The 24,388-nt window shown below is 51.6% G+C and carries 17 protein-coding genes; 8 read left to right on the top strand and 9 right to left on the bottom strand.

Annotated features, from left to right (window positions below; translation table 11 throughout):
- Window positions 1-7: 7 nt before the first annotated feature.
- From NEA10_RS03015 to rbp, 3 genes are all read right to left on the bottom strand, one after another.
- Window positions 8-346, bottom strand: coding sequence for a hypothetical protein (locus NEA10_RS03015; protein ID WP_252663745.1), 339 nt, complete (start codon window positions 344-346; stop codon window positions 8-10).
- Window positions 347-407: 61 nt separating this feature from the next.
- Complete coding sequence (dnaG, locus tag NEA10_RS03010) at window positions 408-2,441, bottom strand: DNA primase (protein WP_252663744.1); 2,034 nt, start codon at window positions 2,439-2,441, stop codon at window positions 408-410.
- Window positions 2,442-2,645: 204 nt separating this feature from the next.
- Window positions 2,646-2,945, bottom strand: a complete 300-nt coding sequence (rbp, locus tag NEA10_RS03005) for an RNA-binding regulator (protein ID WP_252663743.1) — start codon at window positions 2,943-2,945, stop codon at window positions 2,646-2,648.
- 353 nt (window positions 2,946-3,298) lie between these two features.
- Between rbp and NEA10_RS03000 the strand changes: the two genes are divergently transcribed.
- Window positions 3,299-4,693, top strand: coding sequence for a hypothetical protein (locus tag NEA10_RS03000; RefSeq protein WP_252663742.1), 1,395 nt, complete (start codon window positions 3,299-3,301; stop codon window positions 4,691-4,693).
- 8 nt (window positions 4,694-4,701) lie between these two features.
- Here the strand turns inward: NEA10_RS03000 and NEA10_RS02995 are convergent, their stop codons facing one another.
- Window positions 4,702-6,741: a PhoX family protein gene (locus NEA10_RS02995; protein ID WP_252663741.1), complete on the bottom strand. Its 2,040-nt coding sequence runs from the start codon at window positions 6,739-6,741 to the stop codon at window positions 4,702-4,704.
- 333 nt (window positions 6,742-7,074) lie between these two features.
- On the opposite strand from NEA10_RS02995, the gene NEA10_RS02990 reads away from it, so the two are divergent.
- On the top strand, window positions 7,075-7,716 hold the full coding sequence (locus NEA10_RS02990; protein ID WP_252663740.1) for a hypothetical protein: 642 nt from the start codon (window positions 7,075-7,077) through the stop codon (window positions 7,714-7,716).
- Window positions 7,717-7,730: 14 nt separating this feature from the next.
- Here the strand turns inward: NEA10_RS02990 and pflA are convergent, their stop codons facing one another.
- The 3 genes from pflA to NEA10_RS02975 all read right to left on the bottom strand — a co-directional run bounded on the left by pflA (window position 7,731) and on the right by NEA10_RS02975 (window position 15,802).
- Window positions 7,731-8,480 (bottom strand): pyruvate formate-lyase-activating protein, encoded by a 750-nt coding sequence (gene pflA / locus NEA10_RS02985; RefSeq protein WP_252663739.1) that lies wholly within the window; start codon window positions 8,478-8,480, stop codon window positions 7,731-7,733.
- A 173-nt stretch (window positions 8,481-8,653) separates the two neighbouring features.
- Window positions 8,654-10,951: a formate C-acetyltransferase gene (gene pflB / locus NEA10_RS02980; RefSeq protein WP_252663738.1), complete on the bottom strand. Its 2,298-nt coding sequence runs from the start codon at window positions 10,949-10,951 to the stop codon at window positions 8,654-8,656.
- A 297-nt stretch (window positions 10,952-11,248) separates the two neighbouring features.
- Window positions 11,249-15,802, bottom strand: a complete 4,554-nt coding sequence (locus NEA10_RS02975) for a PAS domain S-box protein (RefSeq protein WP_252663737.1) — start codon at window positions 15,800-15,802, stop codon at window positions 11,249-11,251.
- Window positions 15,803-16,056: 254 nt separating this feature from the next.
- Between NEA10_RS02975 and NEA10_RS02970 the strand changes: the two genes are divergently transcribed.
- The 6 genes from NEA10_RS02970 (at window position 16,057) to NEA10_RS02945 (ending at window position 23,732) form a co-directional block, all read left to right on the top strand.
- On the top strand, window positions 16,057-17,706 hold the full coding sequence (locus tag NEA10_RS02970) for a Cas10/Cmr2 second palm domain-containing protein (protein WP_252663736.1): 1,650 nt from the start codon (window positions 16,057-16,059) through the stop codon (window positions 17,704-17,706).
- A 46-nt stretch (window positions 17,707-17,752) separates the two neighbouring features.
- Entirely contained in the window at window positions 17,753-18,781 is a 1,029-nt protein-coding gene (locus NEA10_RS02965; RefSeq protein ID WP_252663735.1) for a type III-B CRISPR module-associated Cmr3 family protein, read from the top strand.
- A gap of 40 nt (window positions 18,782-18,821) precedes the next feature.
- Entirely contained in the window at window positions 18,822-19,640 is an 819-nt protein-coding gene (locus tag NEA10_RS02960) for an RAMP superfamily CRISPR-associated protein (RefSeq protein WP_252663734.1), read from the top strand.
- A gap of 50 nt (window positions 19,641-19,690) precedes the next feature.
- Window positions 19,691-20,113 carry a hypothetical protein gene (locus NEA10_RS02955; RefSeq protein ID WP_252663733.1) on the top strand — a complete coding sequence of 141 codons (423 nt, stop codon included), beginning with the start codon at window positions 19,691-19,693 and terminating at the stop codon, window positions 20,111-20,113.
- An 88-nt stretch (window positions 20,114-20,201) separates the two neighbouring features.
- Entirely contained in the window at window positions 20,202-21,845 is a 1,644-nt protein-coding gene (locus NEA10_RS02950; RefSeq protein ID WP_252663732.1) for a hypothetical protein, read from the top strand.
- A gap of 24 nt (window positions 21,846-21,869) precedes the next feature.
- On the top strand, window positions 21,870-23,732 hold the full coding sequence (locus NEA10_RS02945; RefSeq protein ID WP_252663731.1) for a hypothetical protein: 1,863 nt from the start codon (window positions 21,870-21,872) through the stop codon (window positions 23,730-23,732).
- Here the strand turns inward: NEA10_RS02945 and NEA10_RS02940 are convergent.
- Both NEA10_RS02940 and NEA10_RS02935 read right to left on the bottom strand, forming a co-directional pair.
- The gene (locus NEA10_RS02940) at window positions 23,701-24,123 is read right to left on the bottom strand and encodes a type II toxin-antitoxin system death-on-curing family toxin (RefSeq protein WP_252663730.1); all 423 of its coding nucleotides are present in this window, start codon (window positions 24,121-24,123) and stop codon (window positions 23,701-23,703) included. The genes NEA10_RS02945 and NEA10_RS02940 overlap by 32 nt on opposite strands.
- Complete coding sequence (locus NEA10_RS02935; protein WP_252663729.1) at window positions 24,110-24,316, bottom strand: DUF2281 domain-containing protein; 207 nt, start codon at window positions 24,314-24,316, stop codon at window positions 24,110-24,112. Before NEA10_RS02935 ends, NEA10_RS02940 begins: the two co-directional genes overlap by 14 nt.
- Between the last annotated feature and the right edge of the window lie 72 nt (window positions 24,317-24,388).

The following is a 24,388-nucleotide window of genomic DNA, read 5'->3' as shown; positions in this document are numbered from 1 at the left end:
CCTGGTATTACTCAGAATCGGGTTTGCCGAAGTGATAACTACTATAGGCCCCGTTGGGATAGAGAAAGGTACAAACCACCGAAACCTCCGGGTTATAGCGGATGATCATCTCTTGCAGTTTGGTTTGTTTCCAATCGGAGAGCATCTCGTCAAGGCGACTCATGGGACGATATTTGAATTGCCAATCTTCTAGGCTGGAACTGTTCTCTTCGAGTTGACGTAACAAGACGACGGTTCCTTTCTCACCGCTGTCTTGATGACCGCGATCGGCGACTTCGACGATTTTGAGGGCGTTGGCTTCGATAACGGCGACTTGTTGTTCGGGAGTTTCGAGGATGTGGGGCATGATAAGGCAAGAGGCAAAAGAAACAACGTAGGGGCCGCCTGCGGCGTGCCCGACTAGGGGATTAGGGATTATTGTCTAGGAGGGGGGGATTCCAGGTTAAACCAATGAGTTCAGTGAGGTCGGTTTGGCGGATGCGATCGAGGTGGTCGATGTGCTGTTTTTCGGCGTAGAGTTGGTCTTGATAGTTGCGGGCCTGTTGGGGGTTGTCTTGGCAATCTGTGTCTTGCCATAACTGGAGGAGGCGACGATAGCGTTTCTGGCAAATGGTGCGCTCGATCGCCGCTGTGGCGGAACGGATGGCTAGGGCGGTTCGTTGCATTTCTAGTTCTGCGAGTTCGCTAGGCTGGAATAGGGGGATGACCTGTTGCAGCATAGTGAACTCGTCGGGATGCTGTTGTTGTAACTTCTGAAATAATACCCCAGCATCGTCTTGGGGGTGAGGGGCAAGGGATTCTAACTGTTGCCATAACCAGCGGTGGTGGGAGAGGCTGAAATAAATATCTCGGGTTTCTAGATCTTGGATGGCGGTGATGATGGCCGATCGCTCGTCGGGATGATGGAGATAGGCTTGCAAGAGTAGGGCTTCAGCCCGTTCGAGGAGGGCGCGATCGCTGTCGATGGGAAGCTGTAAGTCGGCGTCATCGTGGTGGTCTTCCATCGAGTTTTCTCCCTCGGGAGGGAGAGTCTCAGGGAGAGTCTCGGGGGAGGGGGGGCGATCGCCTGTTTTGGGACGCTGTTTGGCCTTGTCTCGGGCCCGGGAACGCCGTAACCGAGCCTGGAGGTTTTCTTCAAGGAGGGGAATTCGTCGGGAATCTCCTTGACAGAGGCGTTGGGCGCAGTGGTGAATATAGTGGGTACGACTGGTAGACTCGTGCAGTCGACTGAGGAGATCCACCAGTTGGCGCACAACCTGCTGATAGACATCGGCCTGGGCTAGATTGCGATCGCCGATAATCTGTTCGATTTGCCAATCAATCCAGAGGGGGGCCTGTTCAATGAGGTGGAGATAGTCCTCGGGAGAGGACGCTTTGAGAAATTCATCGGCATCTTTGCCCCCGGGAACTTGTAAAATTCGCAGTTGTACCATCCCCCGATAGGCGAGGTTGGCCACTTCTCCTATCGCCCGTTCAGCGGCTCGGGTTCCGGCTGCATCAGCGTCGAAATTAAAAAGGACTTGTTTGGACTCGCTATAGCGTAGTAGTTGTTTGACTTGGTTTTCGCTGAGGGCGGTTCCCAGGGAGGCTACGGTTTCGGAGATACCGGCCGCATGTAGGGCGATGGCATCGAAATAGCCCTCGACAACGATGGCGCGATCGACTTTAGAGATCGTTTGACGAGCTTTGTCAAGGGCGTAAAGGGTTTGCCCTTTATCGAACAGTTCTGTTTCTGGGGAGTTGAGATATTTCGGCTGTTCGTCTCCTAGACTACGGCCCCCAAAGCCGATGACTCGGCCGCGACTGTCATGAATGGGAATCATGATGCGGTTGCGGAAGCGATCGTAATGGCCATTGCCCCGTTGACGGGGGATAATTAAGCCCGCAGCCTCCACAAGTTCAACAGGATACTCTTTTTGCTGCACCAGATAACCGTAAAGGGTTTCCCATCCTTGTGGTGAATACCCCAATTCAAAGGATTGTAGGGTCGTCTCGCATAACCCTCGGTTTTCTTTTAGATACTGTAGGGCAGGTTCTCCCTGGGGCTGATGCAGCGCGTGTTGAAAGAAACGAGCGGCGAGGGCCAGAATTTCGTAGAGTTGTTCTCGCCGAGACAGGGTACGTTGAACGTCATCTTGTTTCTCGCGATCGAGAGTGCGAACCGGAACGTTATAGCGTTGAGCCAAGTCCAGAACCACATCGGTAAATGAGGCCTGTCCGATTTCCATCAGGAAACTAATGGCACTGCCTCCTTTCCCACAGCCAAAGCAGTAAAACATCTGCTTACTGGGGCTAACGGTAAAACTGGGGGTTTTTTCGTCATGAAAGGGACACAGACCGGCAAAGTCTTTGCCCTGTTTTTTTAACACCACATGTTCGGACACGACATCATAAATGTCCATCCGTTGCTTCACGTCGTCAATGGTATCAGGATGCAGCATGATTAACTCTTCCCTGGTGTCTCTTGCCCCCTTCCCCTCTGGCCGTCTCCCCTCAACTAAAAATAGCGCAGACAAAACGTCCACGCTAAACTTGGTAGCAAGTTATCAAATCGCTATCTTTTAATTATCAGAGATTTTCTTAAAGTGGCAACGGTCAACTGCAAGGGGTTCGGGATGACCGCCTACAGCGTAACCCATCACCGGTTAGTAGCGACCGCCGCCCCCACCGCGCCCAGAATAGCCTTGACGAGAACGATTATTTTCACGAGGCTTGGCTTTGTTCACCCGCAGTTGGCGACCCATCCATTCTGCACCGTTGAGAGCTTCAATAGCTCGTTCTTCTTCTTCATCAGAAGACATTTCGACAAACCCAAACCCACGAGAGCGACCGGTTTCGCGATCGACCGGGATTTGAGTCCTTTTGACTGTGCCATACTCACGAAAAACCTCTTCAAGGTCTTCTTGAACCGCGTCGTAGGACAGATTACCGATATAAATTGACATGGAGCAACTCCAGGAACCGAGAGAAGGAAAAGACACGTGTTCAGAAACGTCGGTTGATGCCCGTCACTACAATTGATGTCTCCACCCTGTTGACACGGCAATACAACGCTGCCATTGAACGAATGTCTAGGCACACTTTAGCATAGGTTCTGAAAATCTGGTAAGGTAATTTATTTTTTGTTATCTCTAAGGGAGAGTAATAACCTTAAAAGCTTATGGGGTAACGGTTTTGTCAATCTAGCTTAGGGTTCCAGGGTAAAGGGATGTAATACAATGATCCCATCGCATGGGCTAAATCCAGGGTGAAAATCGGCTAAACCCATTTGTCAACTGTTAGGAATCACGTCAGAACGATGCACAGCACTGCCGCACCATCCACACCACAAGGCTATCCCTCTGGCCAAGGTCCGATCCCTTCTCGTCCGGCTGTGGCGACGGCAAGTCCCACATTATCTGGATTCGATCGCTCCTCTGTGACCCTAGCTCTCGTGACTCTGAGTGCGGGAGTGTTGGCTCTGCTAGGTATTAGTTGGGCCTTGAGTCGTCCTTGTGTCTTGGGAGAATGTCAACGTTTGTTAACGGTTGAGGCCAACAATCGTGAGCTTTTAAACGAGTTAACGGAGTCTCCTTCAACGGAAACCTTGGTCAGTGCTCATGAGCAACTCCAGGGGGCCGAGGAGCAGTTGCAGGGGATTCCTCCCTGGTCTCGCTATCATCGTCGCAGCCGTGAGCTTTCTGAGAGTTTGCAGCGGCGATCGCAGCAGTTGCAGGCGGTGCGATCGCCCCTAGGCTTGGCCTATCAAGCCTCGTTATTGAGCCAGAATCCCCCTCATCGTCTTGAGGAATGGCAACGGATGGAAGCGCTCTGGATTGAGGCGATCGCGCAATTGGAAGCCATCGATCCTGAAAACCCGGCCTACACCCTAGCCCGTGGCAAACTGCGGGAGTATCGGCAGAATCTGGCGGCAGTTCAACAACGAGCTATCTTAGAGCGACGGGGGGCTGAACAAATTGAAGCGGCGCAACTGGCGGCGGAGATGGCCCGGACTCAGGAGAGCCAAGCGCGGGATGTGGAAACCTGGGAACGGGCCTATTCCAGTTGGCGCACTGCGATTACGGCTCTGATGCGGGTTCCAGCTCAAACAACGGCCCAACGGGATGCTCGTGAGTTATTTCAGAGTTATGGTCCCCACCTCAGTAGTGCTGAACAACGCCATCGTCGGGAACAAGTGGCTCGGCGTTTACATGAACAGGCCGTCACCCTAGCGGATGAGGCCAGAATCGCCCAAGATGCTCAGGAGTGGGATGGGGCCATTACCAAGTGGCGACAGGCCATCGGCTATGCCCAACAGATTCCTGAGAATACGGCTTACAGTGACCAAAGTCGCCCCTTGCTCCAAGCCTATACCAATGCCCTGATACAGGCGATCGCCAGTCAGGAAATCTCAGAAGCCATGAGCCGGGCCCAAGGGGACTTACGGCGGCTGTGTCAAGGGTCTCCCCAGATTTGTGAGTATCAAGTGACTCGCGATCGCCTCCAGGTCAAACTCCTACCCGATTATGTCTCCCGCATCCAGAACTTACATCGCCAAGCGAATCAGCAAAACAACGAAGCGGCGAAACAGCAAATTGATCAGCATGTCCGCCGCTTGATTGATGGCTTGGAACTGGTGAGTCTCAATACCGAAATTCGTTTAACGGTCTTAAACCCCGAGGGAGAAGAAATCGCTCGCTTTTCCGGTAGCTGAGGCCGTCCCTAGGTTCCAATCACTCCACCGTCGATCTTGGTGATGACCACCGTTGCCGAACGGGGGTAGAGATTGGGGGAGTGGTCAGGCCAACGAGACACCACAGAACCGGCGGCGAAGGCTTCGGCGGAGGTGGTTGCACCGGGATGTTGCACATTAATAAAGAGGGTACGTTGGTCTGGGGTGGACACCACTCCCGTGATTTCTTGACCGATGGGGCCCGTTAAGAAGCGGCGAATTTCCCCGGTATCTGGGTCAGCCGCTAGCATTTGGTTATTGCCGAACTGGGCGTGCTCCCCTTGATTCATGACGCTCTCGCTGATGTCCGTCTGAATCCAGAGACGGCGATGACCATCGAACCAGAGACCATCCGGACAAGCAAAGATATTCGTCTCTTCTAACGGTTCCCCTTTCAGGGTTTCACTATCCATCTCCGGACCGGCTAAGACAAACACATCCCACTCAAACTGCGTGGCGGTGGGACCATCTCCCCCCTCTCGCCAACGGATAATATGACCCCATGTATTCTCCGCGCGAGGGTTCGCGGCATCGACCTGGTCTTCAGTACGTCGAGTATTATTGGTGAGGGTAAAGTAGACTGCCCCCGTCTCGGGGTCTATTGCGCCCCATTCCGGACGATCCATTTTCGTCGCACCTAATACATCCGCCGCAGTACGGGTGTTGACTAAAACATCTGCCTGACTGGAAAAGCCATTCTCTGGGGTCAGGGGTCCTTCTCCAAAGACCAACGGAAGCCATTCCCCGCCCCCATCCTCATGGAAACGAGCCACATAGAGACGACCACGGTTGAGTAATTCCCCTGAGGCCGTCGCCGGATCGTAGGAGTCCGCTGAGACGTATTTGTAGATATACTCAAATCGAGCATCATCCCCGGAATAGCAGACCACCGGTTGACCGGGAACCGCCGGTTGGAACACTACCCCTTCATGGGCAAAACGACCTAAAGCGGTGCGTTTCTTGGGGGTATCATTGGGGTTAAATGGGTCCACTTCGACCACCCAACCAAACCCGTTAACTTCATTGCGATAATCCTCTTGGGGACTGTTCCCCAGACGGGAGACATCGAAACGCACATAGTCATCCCCTTGGCCTTGGGCCCGTTCCCAACCATAGCGAGACATCTCCCGTGAGACTCCATAGCGAGTTTGCTCACGGGGAAGACTGGCTTCCGGGTCACCATTGCGGAAATAGCGGGCCCAATTTTCCTCACAGAAGAGATAGGTATTCCAAGGAGTTACCCCATGAGCACAGTTGTTTAGGGTTCCCCGAGTTCCCGTTCCCTCGGGGCTATAGCGGGTTTTGAGGAACTCTGATCCCCGGACAGGCCCGGTGAATTCCATTGGGGTTAAGCCAGTGATGCGGCGATTATGGGAATCTCGCACCACCTCCCAGGTTCCAGTTTCCTGTTGGCGAATGCGGACGATGCTAATTCCATGAGCATTGATTTCTTTGAGAACCTGGTCTGCATCCCGGGTTCCATCGGCATTCATGGGAACGTCTCCTGCGTTGAGCGTCAGTCCCACCGCCGCCGTATGGAGAAAGCGGGGTTCGATGTACTCATGGTTTAAGACCAACAATCCATCCTGGGAACTTCCGAGATAGGGGGATTCTCCCTCAATGGGGAAGAAGTGCATCCCATCATGATGTTGGCCAATTTGCATTCCCTGGTCTTGACCGCTATTGCTGAGATCGTAACTGGGATAGGTTCCGGTGATGGGTTCCCCCCAGGGAATTAGGGTTTGTACCTGGTAACCCTCGGGAACCAAAATCCTATCGGCTTCGCTAACGGGAATTGGGCTAAATCCTAATTTTCCAGGGGCGGCGTTCGCGGGGGTTCCGGTGAAGAGGGAGCTGAGACTCGGCCGGGTCACCATCATGGCGATCGCTGCTGAGAGTCCTCCTCGCAGAACTTGGCGTCGCTTGAGACGACTGTTGAGAATGTTGCTAAAGGGGGGGTTTGGGGAGCGGTTACAGATGGGTTCATCGCCGTTGTCAACTCGGCGCTGCGGTGTTCTCGATAAGGGCACGGAAGGAGTCCTCGAATAATCGTAAGTTTAGTCTATCTGGGAACCTAACGGATAAAGGTTATGGAAAGACTAAGGAAATTTAAATAGTATTTAGAACTGGCACTCATGAGGAGGATGCAATGTGCGATCGCCAAGCTGATGTATCCATTGTTTTAGGTATGTCAATCCCTAACCTGTGATTATTTTATAGATGGGGGTATCCATGGTAGTGTTAAGTTTTGCACCGGTCGATGATTTTCTCTCAACTTGACAACCTGACAACCTGGCCAGGTTCTGCTCCTATGAGAAGACCTCTTGTGTTTCTCTTCCTCTACTGCGAACGATACGATTACGATGACCGATTATTCTGAGATTATTGAGACAGCGGCCCTACAGTTGCGAGAGGGGGAGGGGAAGCGTCCCCCGTCAGAGGTGTTGCGGGATGCTCTGTTAACGGCGGAAAAGCAAACTCGGAAAATTGCCACGGCACCGGAATTTGAGGCGTTGATGGGGGAGTGGCAACTGGGTTGGATTACGGGGACTCAACGCTCTCGTCAACAGGCGGGGGGACTCCTGGGGGCGGGCCGCTATCTGCCACGATTTCTGGGAATCCGCATTTATTATCAACCTCGGGATGAGGAGAGTTCTACTCGGCTTCCTTCTGGGGAGGGGGGACGAGTGGAAAATCAGGTGAAGGTGTTCGGGTTAACCTTGACGGTGACGGGCCCAGTCGCTTGGCAAAAGGGGGGGAGTACCCCAGAAGCAAAACGGGCAAACCGCCTTCTAGCCTTCGATTTTACCCGCTTGCAGGCGCAAATCTATGGAATCAACCTTTTTGATGGGTTTGTGCGGGGAGGGGCGCAACGAGAGGCGGTCTTTGATGAGACGGCGATCGCCCGACAGGCCTTTTTTAACTACTTCTATATTAGCCCAGGGGCGATCGCCGCCCGAGGACGAGGGGGTGGACTGGCTCTTTGGTATCGGGTGAAGTCCTAATTTGTTGTCATCCATCAGGCGACAACGGGCAACTGATACTGGGAAAAGATGTCTATGGCTTGGTTAATCTGCTCTGCTGTAGGTTCCGGTGTATCTTTTAATTGATAATCATAGCCCAACGCTTCCCACTTATATTCCCCCATCTTATGAAAGGGCAAAATCTCCAACCGTTCTACGTTCCTAAAGGTTGACAAAAATTGAGCGAGTCCTTCCATGTTTTTTGCCTGATTGGTTAACTCGGGAACTAAAACAAAACGAATCCAAGTGGGTTTATTTATTTTATCTAAATACTGAGCAAATTTTAAGGTCGGCTCAACGGAGACACAGGTGACGGCGCGATAGGTTTCGGGTTGATAGGATTTAATGTCTAATAGGACTAAATCGGTGTTGTCTAAGACGGGTTTGGCGACCTCAACGGGAATATAACCGGAGGTGTCTAGGGCAGTATGGATGCCCAAGGTTTGACATTGGCGGAAGATTTCTCGGACAAATTCGGGCTGCATTAAGGGTTCTCCCCCGGTCACGGTTACCCCACCCTGGGAAAACTCCATATAGGAGCGATATTTGACGACTTCTTCGAGAATTTCACTCACGGTGACTTCGCGACCGCCGCTTGAGTCTTGACAGTCGGGATTGTGACAGTACAGACAGCGTAGGGGACAGCCTTGGGTGAAGACGACAAAACGGATTCCTGGACCATCGACGGTTCCACAACTCTCAAAGGAGTGGATGCGACCTGAGATGGAGGATTGGGTGATGGGCATGGGGGGGAGAAGGGCAAGAGGGTCACCACAGAGGCACAGAGGACAGGTCGAAAAGGAGGGAGGAGGGAAGGGGCAAGAGGGGAAGACCCACCCCGCCCTTCGGGCACCCCTCCCTGGAGGGGAGGACCCACCCCGCCCTTCGGGCACCCCTCCCTGGAGGGGAGTTTGGGGGGCTAGATGCGACTGTGGAAGGTGCGATTAACCACGTCTAACTGTTGTTCGCGGGTTAGTTTGATGAAGTTGACGGCGTAACCGGAGACGCGAATCGTGAGTTGTGGGTATTTCTCGGGATGGTCCATGGCTTCGAGAAGGGTGTCTCGGTTCAGGACGTTGATGTTGATGTGGTGCCCTTCGTCGTTGAAGTAGCCATCTAAGAGTCCCACGAGGTTGCTGATACGATCGCCCTCCTGTTTGCCCAGGGCCTGAGGCACAATGGAGAAGGTGTAGGAAATCCCGTCTTGAGAATGCTCATAGGGGAGTTTCGCTACGGAGGCTAAGGCCGCGATCGCACCCTTGGTATCCCGGCCGTGCATGGGGTTGGCACCGGGGGCAAAGGGTTCGCCAGCTTTACGACCATCGGGAGTGTTGCCGGTTTTCTTACCATAGACCACGTTGGAGGTAATGGTGAGAATGGACTGGGTGGGAACGGAACCGCGATAGGTTTTGTGTTGGCGAATCTTGTTCATAAACTGCTTCACCACGGCGGCGGCCATCTCGTCGGCTTGGTCGTCATTGTTGCCGAACTTGGGATAATCTCCCTCAATCTCATAATCCACTACTAAGCCATACTCATCGCGAATGGCTTTGACGCGGGCATATTTAATGGCACAGAGGGCATCCGCTACGACCGATAACCCTGCCATCCCACAGGCCATGGTGCGATACACATCCCGGTCATGCAACGCAAATTCCACCCGTTCATAGGCGTATTTGTCGTGCATGAAGTGGATGATGTTGAGGGTGTTGACGTACAGGCGCGACAACCACTCCAGACAGCGATCGAACTTGGCGGCCACGTCGTCATAGTCGAGATACTCTCCCTGAACCGGAACCCAGTCGGGACCCACTTGCTCGCCACTCATCTCATCTTTACCGCCATTAATGGCATAGAGGAGAGCCTTGGCTAAGTTGGCCCGGGCGCCAAAGAACTGCATTTGCTTGCCAATCTTCATCGCGCTGACACAGCAAGCAATGCCATAATCGTCGCCATACTCAAGGCGCATTAGGTCATCGTTCTCATACTGGGTCGAACAGGTGTCAATGGAGACTTGGGCGCAGTAGCGTTTGAAGTTGTCCGGTAACCGTTTCGACCAGAGAATGGTTAAGTTGGGTTCCGGCGCGGGACCGAGGGTGTAGAGGGTGTTGAGGAAGCGGAAACTGTTTTTGGTCACCAGAGGACGACCATCTTCACCTACACCGCCCAGACATTCGGTGACCCAGGTGGGATCTCCTGAGAACAGTTGGTTGTAGGCGGGACCGCGCAGGAAACGCACCATCCGCAGTTTCATGACAAAATGGTCGATGATTTCCTGGGCCTGTTCTTCATTGAGACGACCGTTTTGCAGGTCCCGCTCGAAATAGATGTCCAGGAAGGTGGAGACCCGACCGAGGGACATGGCCGCGCCGTTTTGTTCTTTGACCGCCGCGAGATAGCCGAAATAGGTCCATTGGACGGCTTCTTGGGCTGTGGCGGCAGGTCGGCTGATGTCGCAGCCATAGCTGGCGGCCATGTCTTTGAGTTCTTGCAGCGATCGCATCTCTTCGGAGAGTTCTTCCCGCCGCTGGATGGTGTCCTCGTCCATCACATCCAGTTCTAGGGAGGCTTGCTGTTCTTGTTTGTCCAACAGCAGGCGATCGATTCCATACAAGGCCACCCGGCGATAGTCGCCGATAATCCGACCCCGACCATAGGCATCGGGTAAACCGGTAATCAGTCCTGAATGACGGGCGCGGCGGATTTCTGGGGTATAGGCATCAAAGACGCCGTCGTTGTGGGTTTTGCGGTATTTGGTGAAGGTTTCTTCGGTCTCGGGGTCGAGTTCGTAGCCATAGGCTTCTAGGGATTTCTTCACCACCCGGATACCGCCATAGGGCATAATCGCCCGTTTTAGGGGTTTGTCCGTTTGCAGGCCGACAATTTGTTCTAAACTTTGGTCGATATAGCCGGGCCCATAGGCGGTAATTCCTGAGGGAATCTTGGTTTCCGCGTCTAAAATGCCGTTCTCCCGTTCCTGGGCCATGAGGTCTTGAACGGACTTCCAGAGAGTCTTTGTGCGTTGGCTGGCACCACTAAGAAACTCAGCGTCCCCTTCATAGAGGCGGTAGTTTTTCTGGATGAAATCCCGGACATTGACTTCTTTTGTCCAGGTTCCTGACTTAAATCCATCCCAGGCTGGAGTTAGATCGTGACTCCCGGCGGCGTCTTGGCTTGAGTTGGTCAATTGAGTTTGTGTCGGTTTGGCGATGACCATACGTCTTTCCTTCCTCTGATAAGAGTTCTGTGCTGGACGTAAGAGCGGCTCACTTGTCTCACCTGCCACTCTGTCCACTTCTACGTCTAACAAAAAACTTATAGGATTTCTAGGGCAATGATGAAAAAGTTTAGATTTATTTTTGTTTCTCATCAGATGAGTTGGCTGAGTCGCTATTTAGATCATTCAATGAGATTTGGGGAAATAGGTAGCCCAGGATACCATTATTTATTGATGGCACTACTAGCAAAAAATTGCAAAAATTTCAACCCCAATCCCTCCCTAACTATCGGAGCTTCATGAGGACGGTTCGGAACGAGTTAAGTATTGTTGAATCATGGCAACGAGTTCTTGAAGTCGAACTGGCTTACTTAAATAGTCATTCGCACCAGCGTCCAAACAGCGATCGCGATCGCCCTCCATGGCCAAGGCCGTCAGAGCAATCATCGGGGTAGCGCTAAACTGAGGTATGGCCCGAATGCGTTGTATGGCCGCTAAGCCATCCATTCCCGGCATTTGAATATCCATCACAATGAGATCGGGAGAGAGAGCCAGCGTCTGATCAATCGCCTCGTAACCATTTCTAGCCAACTGCAAATGATAGCCTTTCGCGGTCAAATAACTAGATATGGCGATGATAGTCGCCTCTTGATCTTCCACCAACAAAATCAACGGCGACTCCGTGGATATCTGCTCAATTGAGTTAGAGGTTTCACTGGGATTAGAGGTGGAGGTATCGTCAAGTTCGACACTCACTTGATAGGGTAAATCTATCGTAAAACAACTGCCAACTCCTACCTCACTGGTGACTCCCACCTGTCCCCCATGTAACTCAACAATGCGTTTAGTTAACGCCAATCCTAAGCCTGTCCCTTCATATTGGCGATTGAGGGCGCCATCAATTTGTATAAAAGGCTGAAACAGTTTTTTGATATTTGTTGGCGTAATCCCAATTCCCGTATCGATAACGGAGAAGCGGAGATAGGGAGGGTCTTCAGCTTCGGAAACGGGAGTCGTCAATTTGACGTCTAGGGTAATGTGTCCCCCTTCCGGTGTAAATTTAACCGCATTGTTGAGCAAATTAATCAAGACTTGACGAATCCGTCGTTCATCGAGGACAATATCCGGCAGATTGCTGGGGATATCGACGGTCAATTGAATCTCTTTCTTAAGAGCTTGCCGTTTAACAAAGGTGACACTCGATTGACATAGGGGAGCGATCGCCGTGGGGAAATAGTCTAACTCCACCTGGCCCGACTCAATCTTAGCCACATCCAAAATGTCATTAATTAAGGCTAACAGATGAGAACCACTCCCATAGACGGTTTGTAACGCCTTGTGTTGTGGGGGAGTCACGGGGCCAAAGATATCCTCTTGTAATGCTTCCGTCATTCCTAGAATGGCGTTGAGAGGGGTGCGTAGTTCATGGCTCATATTGGCCAGAAACTCATCCTTGAGGCGCGTGGCGCGGATGAGTTCCTCATTGCGTTGAGTAAGCTGGTGTTGGGCCTGTTGACGTTCGCTGAGTTCCTGTTGCAACTGCTCAAATAGGTGGGATTGCTGAATGGCGATCGCCAACTGGAGTGAGAATTGCTGGGCCAAGTCAATATCCGACTGTTGCCAAGAGCGAGGGCCGTCACATTGATGAAGGCACAACAGTCCCCATAAGGTATCTTGACAGAGAATGGGCATCACTAAGTTAGCCCGGACCTGAAACTGAGATAAAAGCCGGATATCTGGATCTTTAACGGTACTGCTCTCAATATCCTCGGCGAGATTGTACTGTCCCTGAGTGTAAAGACGGGCATCGTTTTCCCCAAAATCATCATCTTGGAGATGAACGCCGAGTAAGGACGGAAAGCCATTAGCCAGGAACTCTGCTACAAACTCACCCTCATGGCGGCTAGAGTCAGAATTAAACTTAAAAATTGCCACCCGATTTGCATCGAGACAATTGCCAATTTCTCGACAAGCGGTGTCAAAAATGCTGGGTAAATCCAGGGATTGACTGATGCGTTGATTCGTCTCCCGCAAGACTCGTTCTCGTTGCGCTTGTTTCCGAAACTGAGTTTCACTGGCTTGCAAGGCGGCTTCAGCTTGGCGAATCTCGGTAATATCTAAATTCACCCCAATCATGCTGATGGGCTGACCCGCTTCATCCTGGACGACTAACCCAGAGGCTTTAAGATAGTGAAGGCTGCCATCGGGATGCAGGACACGAAATTCAGTGTTATAGTCCGCTTCCCCTAAAATGGCTTTCTGGAGGAGGTCTTCCGTGGCTTGGCGGTCGTCGGGATGAACGCTATGAGACCAAACTTCGTAAGCAACTACGGATTCTGGGTTCGACGACTCTGAGGAATTATCAACCCCATAGAGGGCATACATCTGCTCATCCCAAGTAATTCGATTTTGGCGAATATCCCAATCCCAAAAGCCGATGTTTCCAGAAGATAAGGCGATTTTGAGCCGTTGGGAGAGTTGGGAAATTTCTGCCTCGGCTTGTTGGCGTTTGGTCATATCCCGGGCAACCCAAATCACCCGGCGATCGCTCATGGGAGAAATACTCGCTTCAAAATAAATGCGGCGATGCTCCAGGTCAATTTGATACTCAAACGACACCGTTTTTCCCGTGGTTAGGGCTTCCAGAATTGGCAGTCGAGTGGGGGATTGGGCCTCGTCTTGAAAAAGAGATTTGAGGGTTTGATCGAGAATCTCCGTGGCTTGGGGTTCGAGGATTTGGTGGCGGGTGGGCATCACGCGAACGTCATTGCGATCGGGGGCAATCATTAAAACTAAATCCCCCATGGCTTCAAAGACACTGCGTAACTCGGTTTCGCTGGTGCGTAGTTTTTCTTCAAAGGCGGCGCGATCGCGAATATCCCGGAAGATCCCTTGCACAATATAGGTTTCCCCCACTTGAATCAGACTTCCTGAGATATCAACGGGAATTTCTGAACCATCGGCCTTGAGAATCCGGGTATCGAACACCCAAGGCTGTTTTTCCTGAAGAATCCGCTCAAAACAGTTGATAATACGGTCAAATTCCTCGGGGGGATGGAGTTGGCTAATATGTAGGGGCGATCGCTCGGGTCTCTCTCCGCTGAACTCCTCGCGGGAGTAGCCGAATAGCTCTTCGGCGGCGCGGTTGACTTCGAGGAGATAGCCTTCAGGGGTCGCCAGGAGAATAGCATCGGTTGCGCCTTCCATGAGAGCACGATAGCGGGCTTCCCGAGCTTGTAATTCGGCGGTGCGTTGCTCAACTCGGGTTTCCAGTTCAGTATTTAAAGAGGCTAGGGCGAGTTGAGCGATTTGGCGCTGCTGAATCTCGTTCTGGAGTTGTTCATGTTGGGTGGCCTGTTTAAGGGCGATCGCCAATTGAATTGAGAGGGCCTGCAAGAGGTCAATTTCCCCGGTTTGCCAATCTCGGGGCTGATCTCGGTGACTGGCAATCATCAACCCCCAGAGGCGATCATCGACGACAATCGGCACCATCAGCTTGGCGCGAATATCAAAGCTCAATAACAGTTCCTGATGGCACAGGGTCATGGACTCATTATAAATATCTCGCACCATCCGCACGCGACCTTGGCGATAGGGTTCGAGCCACTCGGGAGTCACACAGGGGTCATTGGCTTGACTGTGCAGCACGGAACGACCACCAGCAATAATGGATTCAGCGATGACTGAACCACTCAAATCATCTTCAAGTTGGTAAATAATCACGCGATCGCAGCTCAACAGCCGCCGCACTTCATCCACCGCCGTCTGGAGAGTGGTGGCCAAGTCCAGGGAATTGCGAATGCTGGTAGAAATATGCAGCAGCAGGCGATCGCGCTGGGCCTGAGATTGAAGCCTCTGGGTTGGTGCGGCGACCTCCTCTTGCCATTCCTGATTACGAGATTCCAGCAGCGCCAGTTTTTCGGCTTCTAAGCGGTTGACCTGCTGTTTGAGGGTTTCCGCCAAATTATAGAGTTCAATGGGGTTAAACGCCCGTAGAAGGCTCGTCTGGGTGACAAGTCCCACTAGGTTCCCCTGTTCTCCAGTAACCCCCACTCGCCGAATCCGCCGTTCCTCCATCTGTTGCTGGGCGGTCCAGAGGCTGTCATCGGCGTGAACCGTAAACAGGGGAGAACTCATCACCGCTTGGGCCCTGGTGTCCGTCAGACTCACACCGACGGCTTGAGCTTGCACAATATCCCCCTCGGTGAGGATGCCCAGCGGACGCTCTCTGGGGGCGTCAGGGGTCCCAGCCAACTCGGTAAGAATCACGCAACTGATGCGGTTTTGTGCTAAGACCTGAGCGATATCTAGGAGGGTGCGATCGCCCGGTGCGGTAATAACATGGCGGGTCATTACTTCCCCCACTAACCGCAACCGCATCAAATCCAGGGGACGGGTCAGTTTTTGTAGGCTTTCGTAGCTAATTAGACCGGTGAGGCGCTCGTGGTCATCGACAATGGGCAGATGGCGCAAACGACGCTGTTGTAAAAAGCTGAGAGTGTTAAAGATATCCGTTAACTCTGACGCTTTCAAGGTCACAACCGGCTGAGTCATGACCGAACGCACTCGCCGATGAGCAAAGGGTCGGTTTTGGGCGCTCAAACGAACAATATCCCGTTCCGTGAGAATCCCAACAATCTGATCGGTGTTCACCACAACCACAACGCAACTCGAAGACTCGGGGCGATCGCGGTGGCTGTCCCGGTCTGAGGCTTCTGAATCGGCCAAACCGCTCATGGCGGCGATCGCCTCGCTGACGGTCGCATCCGGGGAGATGACCCGAGGCTGCGGCAGAATCGCCGCTTTCAACTCAGGGGCCAGGGAATCGTCACTACCATAAGAACGAGACATAGGAAGGCGCAGTTCAGGAGAAATCTTGTTACAGCATAATGGAAAACCTTTGACGGAGGTTTAGGCGGGTCGGCTGGGGCTTGATGTCACGATTTATCACAATTTTGACCCAATTCCGTAAAACCCTAGCTATTTTTCCGACACATATACAGGGGCTGTCATCGGCGGCTGACCTGATCTCTTGATTAAGGTTAAGGTGTCTGTCCGGCTTTCCCGATGTGACAGTGTCCTGTAACCGCGTCCCTCTCTACATTATGTCTGGATACACAGCTACCACCTTCGCCCCGGTTCAAGGATTCATCGAAAAATCCCGTAAATTGCGGGATCTCTATGGTGCGTCTTTAATTCTCTCCTACCTCAGCCGACAAATTACCAACCTAGCGGACTCCTCGGTGATTTGTCCGGGAGACCCCAACCGGACAAAGGGACTCCCCAATCGCCTTTTAATCAAAGGGAGGGTATCTGAAGAGAGGATTCGTCAGGCCCTGTTGGAGGGCTGGGGTCGGGTTTTGAGGGAATGTCGAGGCTGGGTTGAGGAAAAACTTCCCGAGTATGACTATCATTGGCAGCGACAATGGACCCTTTGGCAAAACCACAGTTGGGAAATTTTTTGGGGTTGGGGAGATAGTATCTCTGGGGCGATGTATGACTTGGAACGGCGGAAGGTGGGACGGGATTGGAGTGCGGTGAATTGGATTGGGGAAAGTTCGAGTTTGTCGGGAACGGATGCGATCGCCTGGAATGAACTGGGTTCCCGTCAGCGCAATCCCAAGGAGTTACGCTACAGTCAGGAAAAAGATAAAATCGACCGCTTCTATCAGCAATTGGCGGCGGTTCTGGAAGGAAAAGCACCGGAGGAGACTCCAGAGGGTAAATTCTTGGATACTTCGGAACGGGTGAGTCTTCCTGAATTGGTGAAACGGTTGGTGACTCATCCTCAAATTGCCCGTCGGATTGGTGAGGACTTCCCACAACTCGATCGCAGTTTCTCCGATGTCATCCGCCGTCCTAACCCGGAATGGCAAACCCCTGGACGCTGGACGGGTTGGTTTATGGGAGATGGGGATAAAGTTGGGGACTATCTTAAACACTTGTCCGAGGGGGAAAATGCCGATGACCGGTTAAAAGATTTCAGCCAGGCTATGCGAGATTGGGGCAAACAATTTGAGCAAGAGTTTCCTAAATCTCTCGGTCGTGTCATCTATGCTGGGGGAGATGATTTCCTGGGAGTGGTGTACGACAGCCGGGCTGATTTAACGGGGGACACCTTACCTGAGGCGACCCAAACCTTGAAGGTTAATTCCTGGAATTGGTTGCAACATCTTCCAGAAAAATGGCAAGAACATGGTCAAAAGATTGGTCTGAGTGTTGGCTTTGTTTGGGCGGGTCATAGCGTTCCCCAACGGGATGTTTTACAGCATTGTCGGGAAGCGGAGAGGCGTTCCAAAAACCTGGGGCGCGATCGCCTCACGCTGCGGGTGGTCTTTAATAGCGGACAGTTTGTGCAATGGACTTGTCCTTGGCCCTATCTTTCGATTCTCGACTGTTATTGCGATCGCGAGGGTGGAGGAAATTGGGGACATCTGTATAACGATATGGCGCAACTCAAAGCACGACATGCGATCGCCCCCAGTCCCCGTTCAGACGACCTAGAGGATGACCCTTTAGAAGATGAATCTCCCGGCCCCGCTGATGCGGCGATCGCGATCGCCCTGGCTAACATTTATTTTAAGCCAACCTGCGCCCCCTTTACTCACCTCGAACCCGGAACAGTGGGCGATTACCTCTTCCGAGAACTCTTTGAAGCCAACCCACCCCCTCACGGGACTCAAAATCCCGTGCAGCAAGCCTTCATCAACTGGTTTGACGACCTAGTTTCCATCGGTTGGCATTTCCGTCGTTAAATTCAGCTAATAAAATTCAGCTCATTTCTCCCGCCACCCATTACGTATGTTTCGCTATCTCATCACCATTCAACCCCTGGGTTTCCTCTACGCCAGCGCCGGAGGATTCCTCTCCCCAGAAAACCTCGTTGGACGCGCTCAAAGCAAATTCCCCCCCGACGCCTACACCCTATCTGGACTCATCTTTAGCGCCAATAAATCCCAAAATTTTGCCAGTCAAGAAGAGTTGCGCGAAAATCTCTTTGTCGCCGGGCCATTTTGGGCCAACCTAGATGACCTTAACGCCTCCCAAGACTTTTACGTCCCGATTCCTTCCACAAAAATGATTGGCAAAGCCGAGGTCAACACTTGGGAATTACAGGAAGACGGCTGGCAACAGTCCAACCCCAATTCTGAGATGAAACCCGCTTTTAAATGGCAAAAACTATCCGCCTGGAACCAAGATTCCCAGACCCTATTACAACAAAAGGCCGTCGCCAAAGAACCTTGGGAATATCTCTCCATGCTTCATCCTAACCTAAAATCAAACGAACGCTCTGTGCGCGAGAAAGACGGCTTATTTCTGGAAAACGCCGTCCGACTCAAAGACCACGCCTGTCTTTTGTACCTCTCCACCGTTCCCCTAGACAAAGGATGGTATCGCTTTGGCGGCGAAAACCATCTCGTGGAAATCGAATCCCACGAACTCCAGGACCAGCATCCCCTCGTCTCGCTTCTACAACAACCCATCCGCTGCAGTTTCGCCCTCCTGACTCCAGGAGTTTGGGGGTCTAATCGCATCTCCCACCGCTACCCCCAACATCCCGACTTTCCCAAACCCCGATGGTTACTCACCGCCAAAGCCGTTCCCTTTCGCTTTCGCGCTGGGGGACGCAGCAAAGCCGATGGAAGCCGAGACACGGGACGCTTGGGACGGGGACGCTACGCCGTCAAAGCGGGCGCTGTTTATGTCTTGGATGACCCTCTCAACCAGACCTGGTGGGAAAGTCCCGAAGCCTGGTATCCCAAAGAAGGATATAGCCTAAAGCACATCGGCTGTGGTCTCAGCCTCCCCCTTGATGTCGCTGGTTTATAGCGGTTTCAGTCCTGATTGCACCTTTACCTCATTTACCCCGATGTATCAACAAGCCTACGGAATCATTGAAACTCTATCTCCCCTCCATGTCGGCGCCACCGCCGGGGAGGAAAGCGGTAATCTCAATTTGATTTTTCGTGACCCCTTCACGCAAACTGGGATTATCCCAGGGAGTTCCCTGCGCGGTCGCTTTCGGGCGGAAATGCGTTTTCGGGAGGACCAAGATGAACAGTACTGGTATGGACATGAAGCCGAACCGGGAGTCAGCGACAGTACCAGCGAATCTCGGGTGAAGTTTGAATATGCGTCCATCCTTTGGCTTCCGGTGTTTTGTCCCGGTCAACCGGTGGTTTGGGTCAGTTGTCCGCGCCTGTTGCAACGTTACAAACGCATTGCGGAGACTTCTAAAGAATTACCAGAAGAATTACCAGAACTGTACACAGCTTCTGAAAGCCTCAACGCGCCGCAGATTGACGGTCAGTACAAGCTATTTTTCAACTTCGGTTTCCTCAAACTCGGTCAGAAAGACAATTTACAGGCTTGGTTTCCTGATGGACAGGAACGTCCAGCAGTGATTGTGGCGGACAATGAAATTGGGATGATTCACGATATGGCTCTGTATCGTCAGAGTCGGGTTAAACTCTGTGATGAGGAGAAAAAGGTGGAGGGAGGTCAGTTTTTCAATACGGAAGCGTTACCCGAAAGTACGATTATGGTCTTTCCGGTGGCGTTACGGCGGGAGGAGGAGTTACGAAACTGGCCGCCGTTTGGGGACAACACCATCAATGAAGATGAGATGTATTTTGGGGGATTGGAGTCCATTGGCTTCGGTCACTGTCGGGTCAAGCTTTATCGCTAATTGACCCAAGCTTAATGCTGTTCACAGTTGAATCACTAGGGCTTAACATCATGGCTAACCAGAAAAATAAAAAGAACAAGAAGAAAATGTCTCAGGCGGACTCCACGACGAATCAGTCCCCGGAGGTTGGCTTTGAACGGTATTCCCTTGACCGCTATGCTCACGATTTGGTGTTTCAACGGAAAGAGTTGGAGAATGAAGTTCTCAATCAAGTGCATAAAATGCGGAGTACGGTCGCCTTTGGACTGGAACGGTTTTGGGGGGAACAGCATCGCTTGGATGGGGAAAAAGCCGCCTATTGGCGAGCCATGTGGCACACCTTAGCGACGATTCTTCAAGATGCAGGAATTGCTCTACCGAATGATGCCACGAATCTCTGGGAGTTCGACCCGGAACATCGCAAAATTGCTCTGGCTATCCTGACCCAACTTTGCGATTGCGCCATTTGGTGGACGCAACGCTATAAATCTTAAGGCGGCTCTGTCTTCTCAGAGGCGGACGAAGTCGGTCTGTCTCGATGTCCTGAAGTTCCAATGTTATCCTTTATCTTTGAGTCTCATTATGGATGCTGACCGAGTTCCCCTAGCCTTTCGCGCCCAAATTGAAGGACGCTGCCAACTTCAACGCATTAATCCCGACCTAAAAGGAGACGAGGCTGCCAATAATGAAGCCTATATCTGGGTAAAAGAGTGGTTGCGGGGCGCATTACAAGACCCTCCTGAGTTCCCGGAAGGGGTCAACACCAAGGAGTATCAAATCAGTTGGCGTTTTGTCAGCAATGGCGGCCAGGATGACAGCATGATTCGCCCGGTGATTAGTGGTACGGGTTGCCCGTTTTATCCCGGTTCAAGTATGAAAGGGGCCTTTCGGCGCGCCTGTAAGCAGGTGTTTCCCCAGCGCATTCTCCAGTATTGCGGTGGCGAGGTGGTGGTTGAGGGAACGAGACAGACTCAACCGGGGATTCTTCGCTTTCATGGGGCCTATCCGGTGAATGACTGGAAGAATAAAAGTGACCTTGTGGATGTTGTTCACCCCCAGCAACATTGGCAGGTGGAGGAACAGGGGGCCCACAGTGCCTTTTTTATGATGTCGCTGTTTCAGCCGACATTGCGATTCGGGATTTCCAGCCATCAACCCCTCTCTGAGAGGGAATGGGGGGAGATTTGGCAGGTTTGGGAAACGGCGTTGGGGTACGGGATTGGCTCTCGCGTCAGTGCGGGATATGGTCATCTGATAGACTCTACGGCCCCCCGGCTACTCAGTATCCGCCTAAAGGGAGAGGGACTGATATCTCGCCGAGTCAATGGTGATGGTGAATTTCGCCCTAATGTGTTCAAGGCGGCGTTACGAGGTCACACGTTGCGGCTACTGGGTGGCGTTACGACGGCGGAAATTGCTCAAACCATCACAAAACGCCTTTGGGGTGGGTTTGCGGGGCGTGACGGCTCTGTGATGGGGGAGTTGGGGGTTGCGTTTCGGTGCGATCGCAGCCAACTTGACGAGGGACCTCAATGGTTTACACTCCATGAGGGTCAGTTAGATATTCTACTGCTCAATGTCCGGGATGAGGAACGTCGCCAGCGGTTGAGAACCTTCGTGATTCGCCTTATTAAATTTTCGATGATGCTAGGAGGGTTTGGTAAGTCTTGGCGACGGGCCAGCCATCGCCGCTTCTTCTCTGATAAGGATTACCGACGAGATATTGGCTGTCACTGGGAGTTTTTAGGACGGGAACTGGGTTTGTATCAACCCTTCCGTAATCTCGATGATATTCGCCGCTACTTTGTCCGGGGGCTGTATCAACCGATGCAAGAGTGGGTCACGCAAGATGAGGGACAACGGCTCGATGTTCGTGGTGCCAATTGGCGCGAGGCTTGGCACCCTGACCGGGTTCAGGTTTGGGCCCGATTTGATGATGATAGGGAGGATGCGATTAGCACCGCCTTAGATTGGTTTCATCGGGATTATAAGTCCCATTGCAGCATTAAACAAACCCATTTAACGGGAAAACTGAACCAAATTGGGCGAATTTGGCAGCGGATGTCTCCTTGGTATATCAAACGAGATGGACGGTTAATCCGGCGGGGATTTATTGAGTTTGTGACGATTTTCCCGAACTTACAGGCGACTGGAAATAACTTGGAAATTCAACAGGAGTTTTTGCAATTCCTTGATGAACTCAGCGAGTTTGACCGGGTTTGGTAAGTGGTAAAATGTTATAGTGTAGCGATGATTTGGGTAAACACCATGACAAGGGAAAAAACTAGCCTCTTAATTGCCAACCTTGGCACCTCCGACCTCACGGTGCAACTTCCATCGAGTTCTGACTATTTACCGGTTGGATTTGCTCGGGATGAACCGAATTTAATGAAAACGGTTCAAGACCTCAGCGAGATTCGTCAGACTCGTTGGAATCAGCGTCAACAACTCATTTGTGAAAGCCTATGCTCGCAACTGGGAGTTTCCTTTGATACAAGGTATCGCTTTTCTGTTCGAGAACTGACGCAACATCTCTTGTCGGCTTATCAGGAAAACCCCGACTTTTGGAATCCTCGCCTTCGTCCGGGTCGTTTTTGGGGAATTGTCAAGACAGCGGTTGAACAGTTTAAGGTGGAGCGCATTTACTGTTTTGTGACTGACCAAACTCCACCTCATCGAGATGATACAATTTATTTGTTTGAAATCCTCAAGATATGGCTGGAAACCCAAATCCCAAACTGTCCTAAGATTGAGAAGGTGGTCATTCCTAAGGGGGTGGCGGCTGTTGACCAAGATGGTTTGTTTGATGTGTATTACCAGGTCTTAAATCGGGAGTGCGATCGCCATTGTACCACCCTCATCAGCATCAAAGGAGGAACGCCACAAATGCAAACGGCCTTGCGAGTTCAAGCGATTTCCTCTCAGATTGAAAGGCAAATTTACTTGGAACCGGAACTTCAGGCGAAACTCATTTTAGAGGGGGAACCCTCTCCTTGTCGCCGGGTTTCCTATTGGCGCTATCAACGCACCATGAAATATCAAACGGTGAAGCAACTGCTGCAACGATGGGATTTTGATGGGGCCCGAGTGGTGTTGTCGGATTGGAAAGAGACGTTAGCCACCCTGGAAAGTTCGCAAACTGAGAACGGTGAAGCGTTGAACGCCAGTCGGGAACTGGTGGATGTGAATGTTCGTGCGTTGGGAACGGCGGTGGCGTTGATGAATTTGGATACGCGGGGTGCGAAACGGGAACATGAGAACCGCTTAGATGCTATCTCTGAGTTGGCGAATCAGTACAGTTATCCGCAAAATTCTCTCTATCGTTTGCTCAATCTTCACACCCAATGTTGTCTGTTTTGGCAACTCGATCGCATGGCTGAGTTTTTAATCCGTGTTGGCTTGTTTTACGAGGAGACGATTCACGATTTATTCCGACAGCTTGACCCCAAAAATGGACATTTTTATTTTAATCGTGTTAACTATCCGGATGATTGGTATCTCAAAACAAATCAGGTTGTTAACTATCCGCAACTGGCTCATCGATTTTATCAGCTAGAGTGTGGGATGGGAAACTCGAGTTTGGTGCGAAAGGTCAAAGAACAACATTGTTTAGTGAAGGGGTCTTGGAAAAAGCCACTCCGGGGGTTATTTAAGTTACCCGGTCGGCCCACAAAACGCAATTTTTTACAGGCGTTGATTGAGGTTCAAGACAAGGTTATTCAAAAAAAGGCGGTTGGGGACATGATGGCGGCGATGCAAGCTTTGGATTATTGGTGTGTTAAACGCAATCAGATTATTCATGGTGCTAAGGGGATTTCTAAGTCTCGCTTACTGGAGGTTTTGCAAGAGGATCGTCAGCGGGAAGGCGATCAGTCGTCAATGAATGGGGATATCCAAGCGACAATTGGTGTGGCTTGTCAGCCGGATGAGATTTGCGATCGCATGACTCAAATTATCACCAGTGCTTTCGCGATCGTGAACTCAGCTTTACCGGAACCCCGCTTAGTCCCTTTACCGGAGGGAACTACCATCGCCAGTCCGTCTGAGCCGTTTTATCTCTATTCCGATATTCGGAAATGGGTTAGCGATCGCCTCGATGACGATGTACAATAATAGAGGATTTAAGTCGTTCAACAACGCCAGACTTGCCTAAGTTGCCTTCAGCGATCAACATGACTAGCTCGTAGGATTGCTCGTTCGTGAGTTCTAAAGCGTACTGGTTGAGTCGTAGAAACGTATCCATAACGGCAAAAGACGTTCGTTTGTTGCCATCAACAAATGGATGATTCATGATAAGATGGAACAGATAGGCAGCCGCCTGTTCTGAAATTGTAGGATGCAGTAATTTTTCAGAAAAACTCGCTTTAGGCTGTGCTAAGGCTGAATCGAGTAATCCTTCATCTCGTAAGCCATGACGACCACCAAACTTCTCAATTTGGCGGTCGTGAATTGCCAGAACTAGGGGTTTTTCTATAAACTGGGGAGTCAAGTCAGGAGTTAGCAAGACGACGATACACCTCTTCTCGTTCTTGTTCAGACTGTAAATAGGCTTTCCAGGCTGCGCTACTCTTCAGATTTTCGGTCTCAGTTTGACCCATTTGCGGTTCCAAGTGAACCGTGACGAACTCTAGGACTTTCGCTAACTCAGGTTCGGATAACTGCTCGATTTTCTCAAGTAATTTTTCTTTGACTGTCATGGTGATTGACCCCAATCCCTGATTTCATCCAACTTACCGTAAACTCGACTCAACTGGATAACAATTAAATAA

Origin of the sequence: Phormidium yuhuli AB48 (genome assembly GCF_023983615.1) — a bacterium.
Taxonomy (GTDB): domain Bacteria; phylum Cyanobacteriota; class Cyanobacteriia; order Cyanobacteriales; family Geitlerinemataceae; genus Sodalinema; species Sodalinema yuhuli.
Note: the sequence above shows the minus strand (reverse complement) of the source record. Positions and strands in the feature narration are given on the sequence as shown.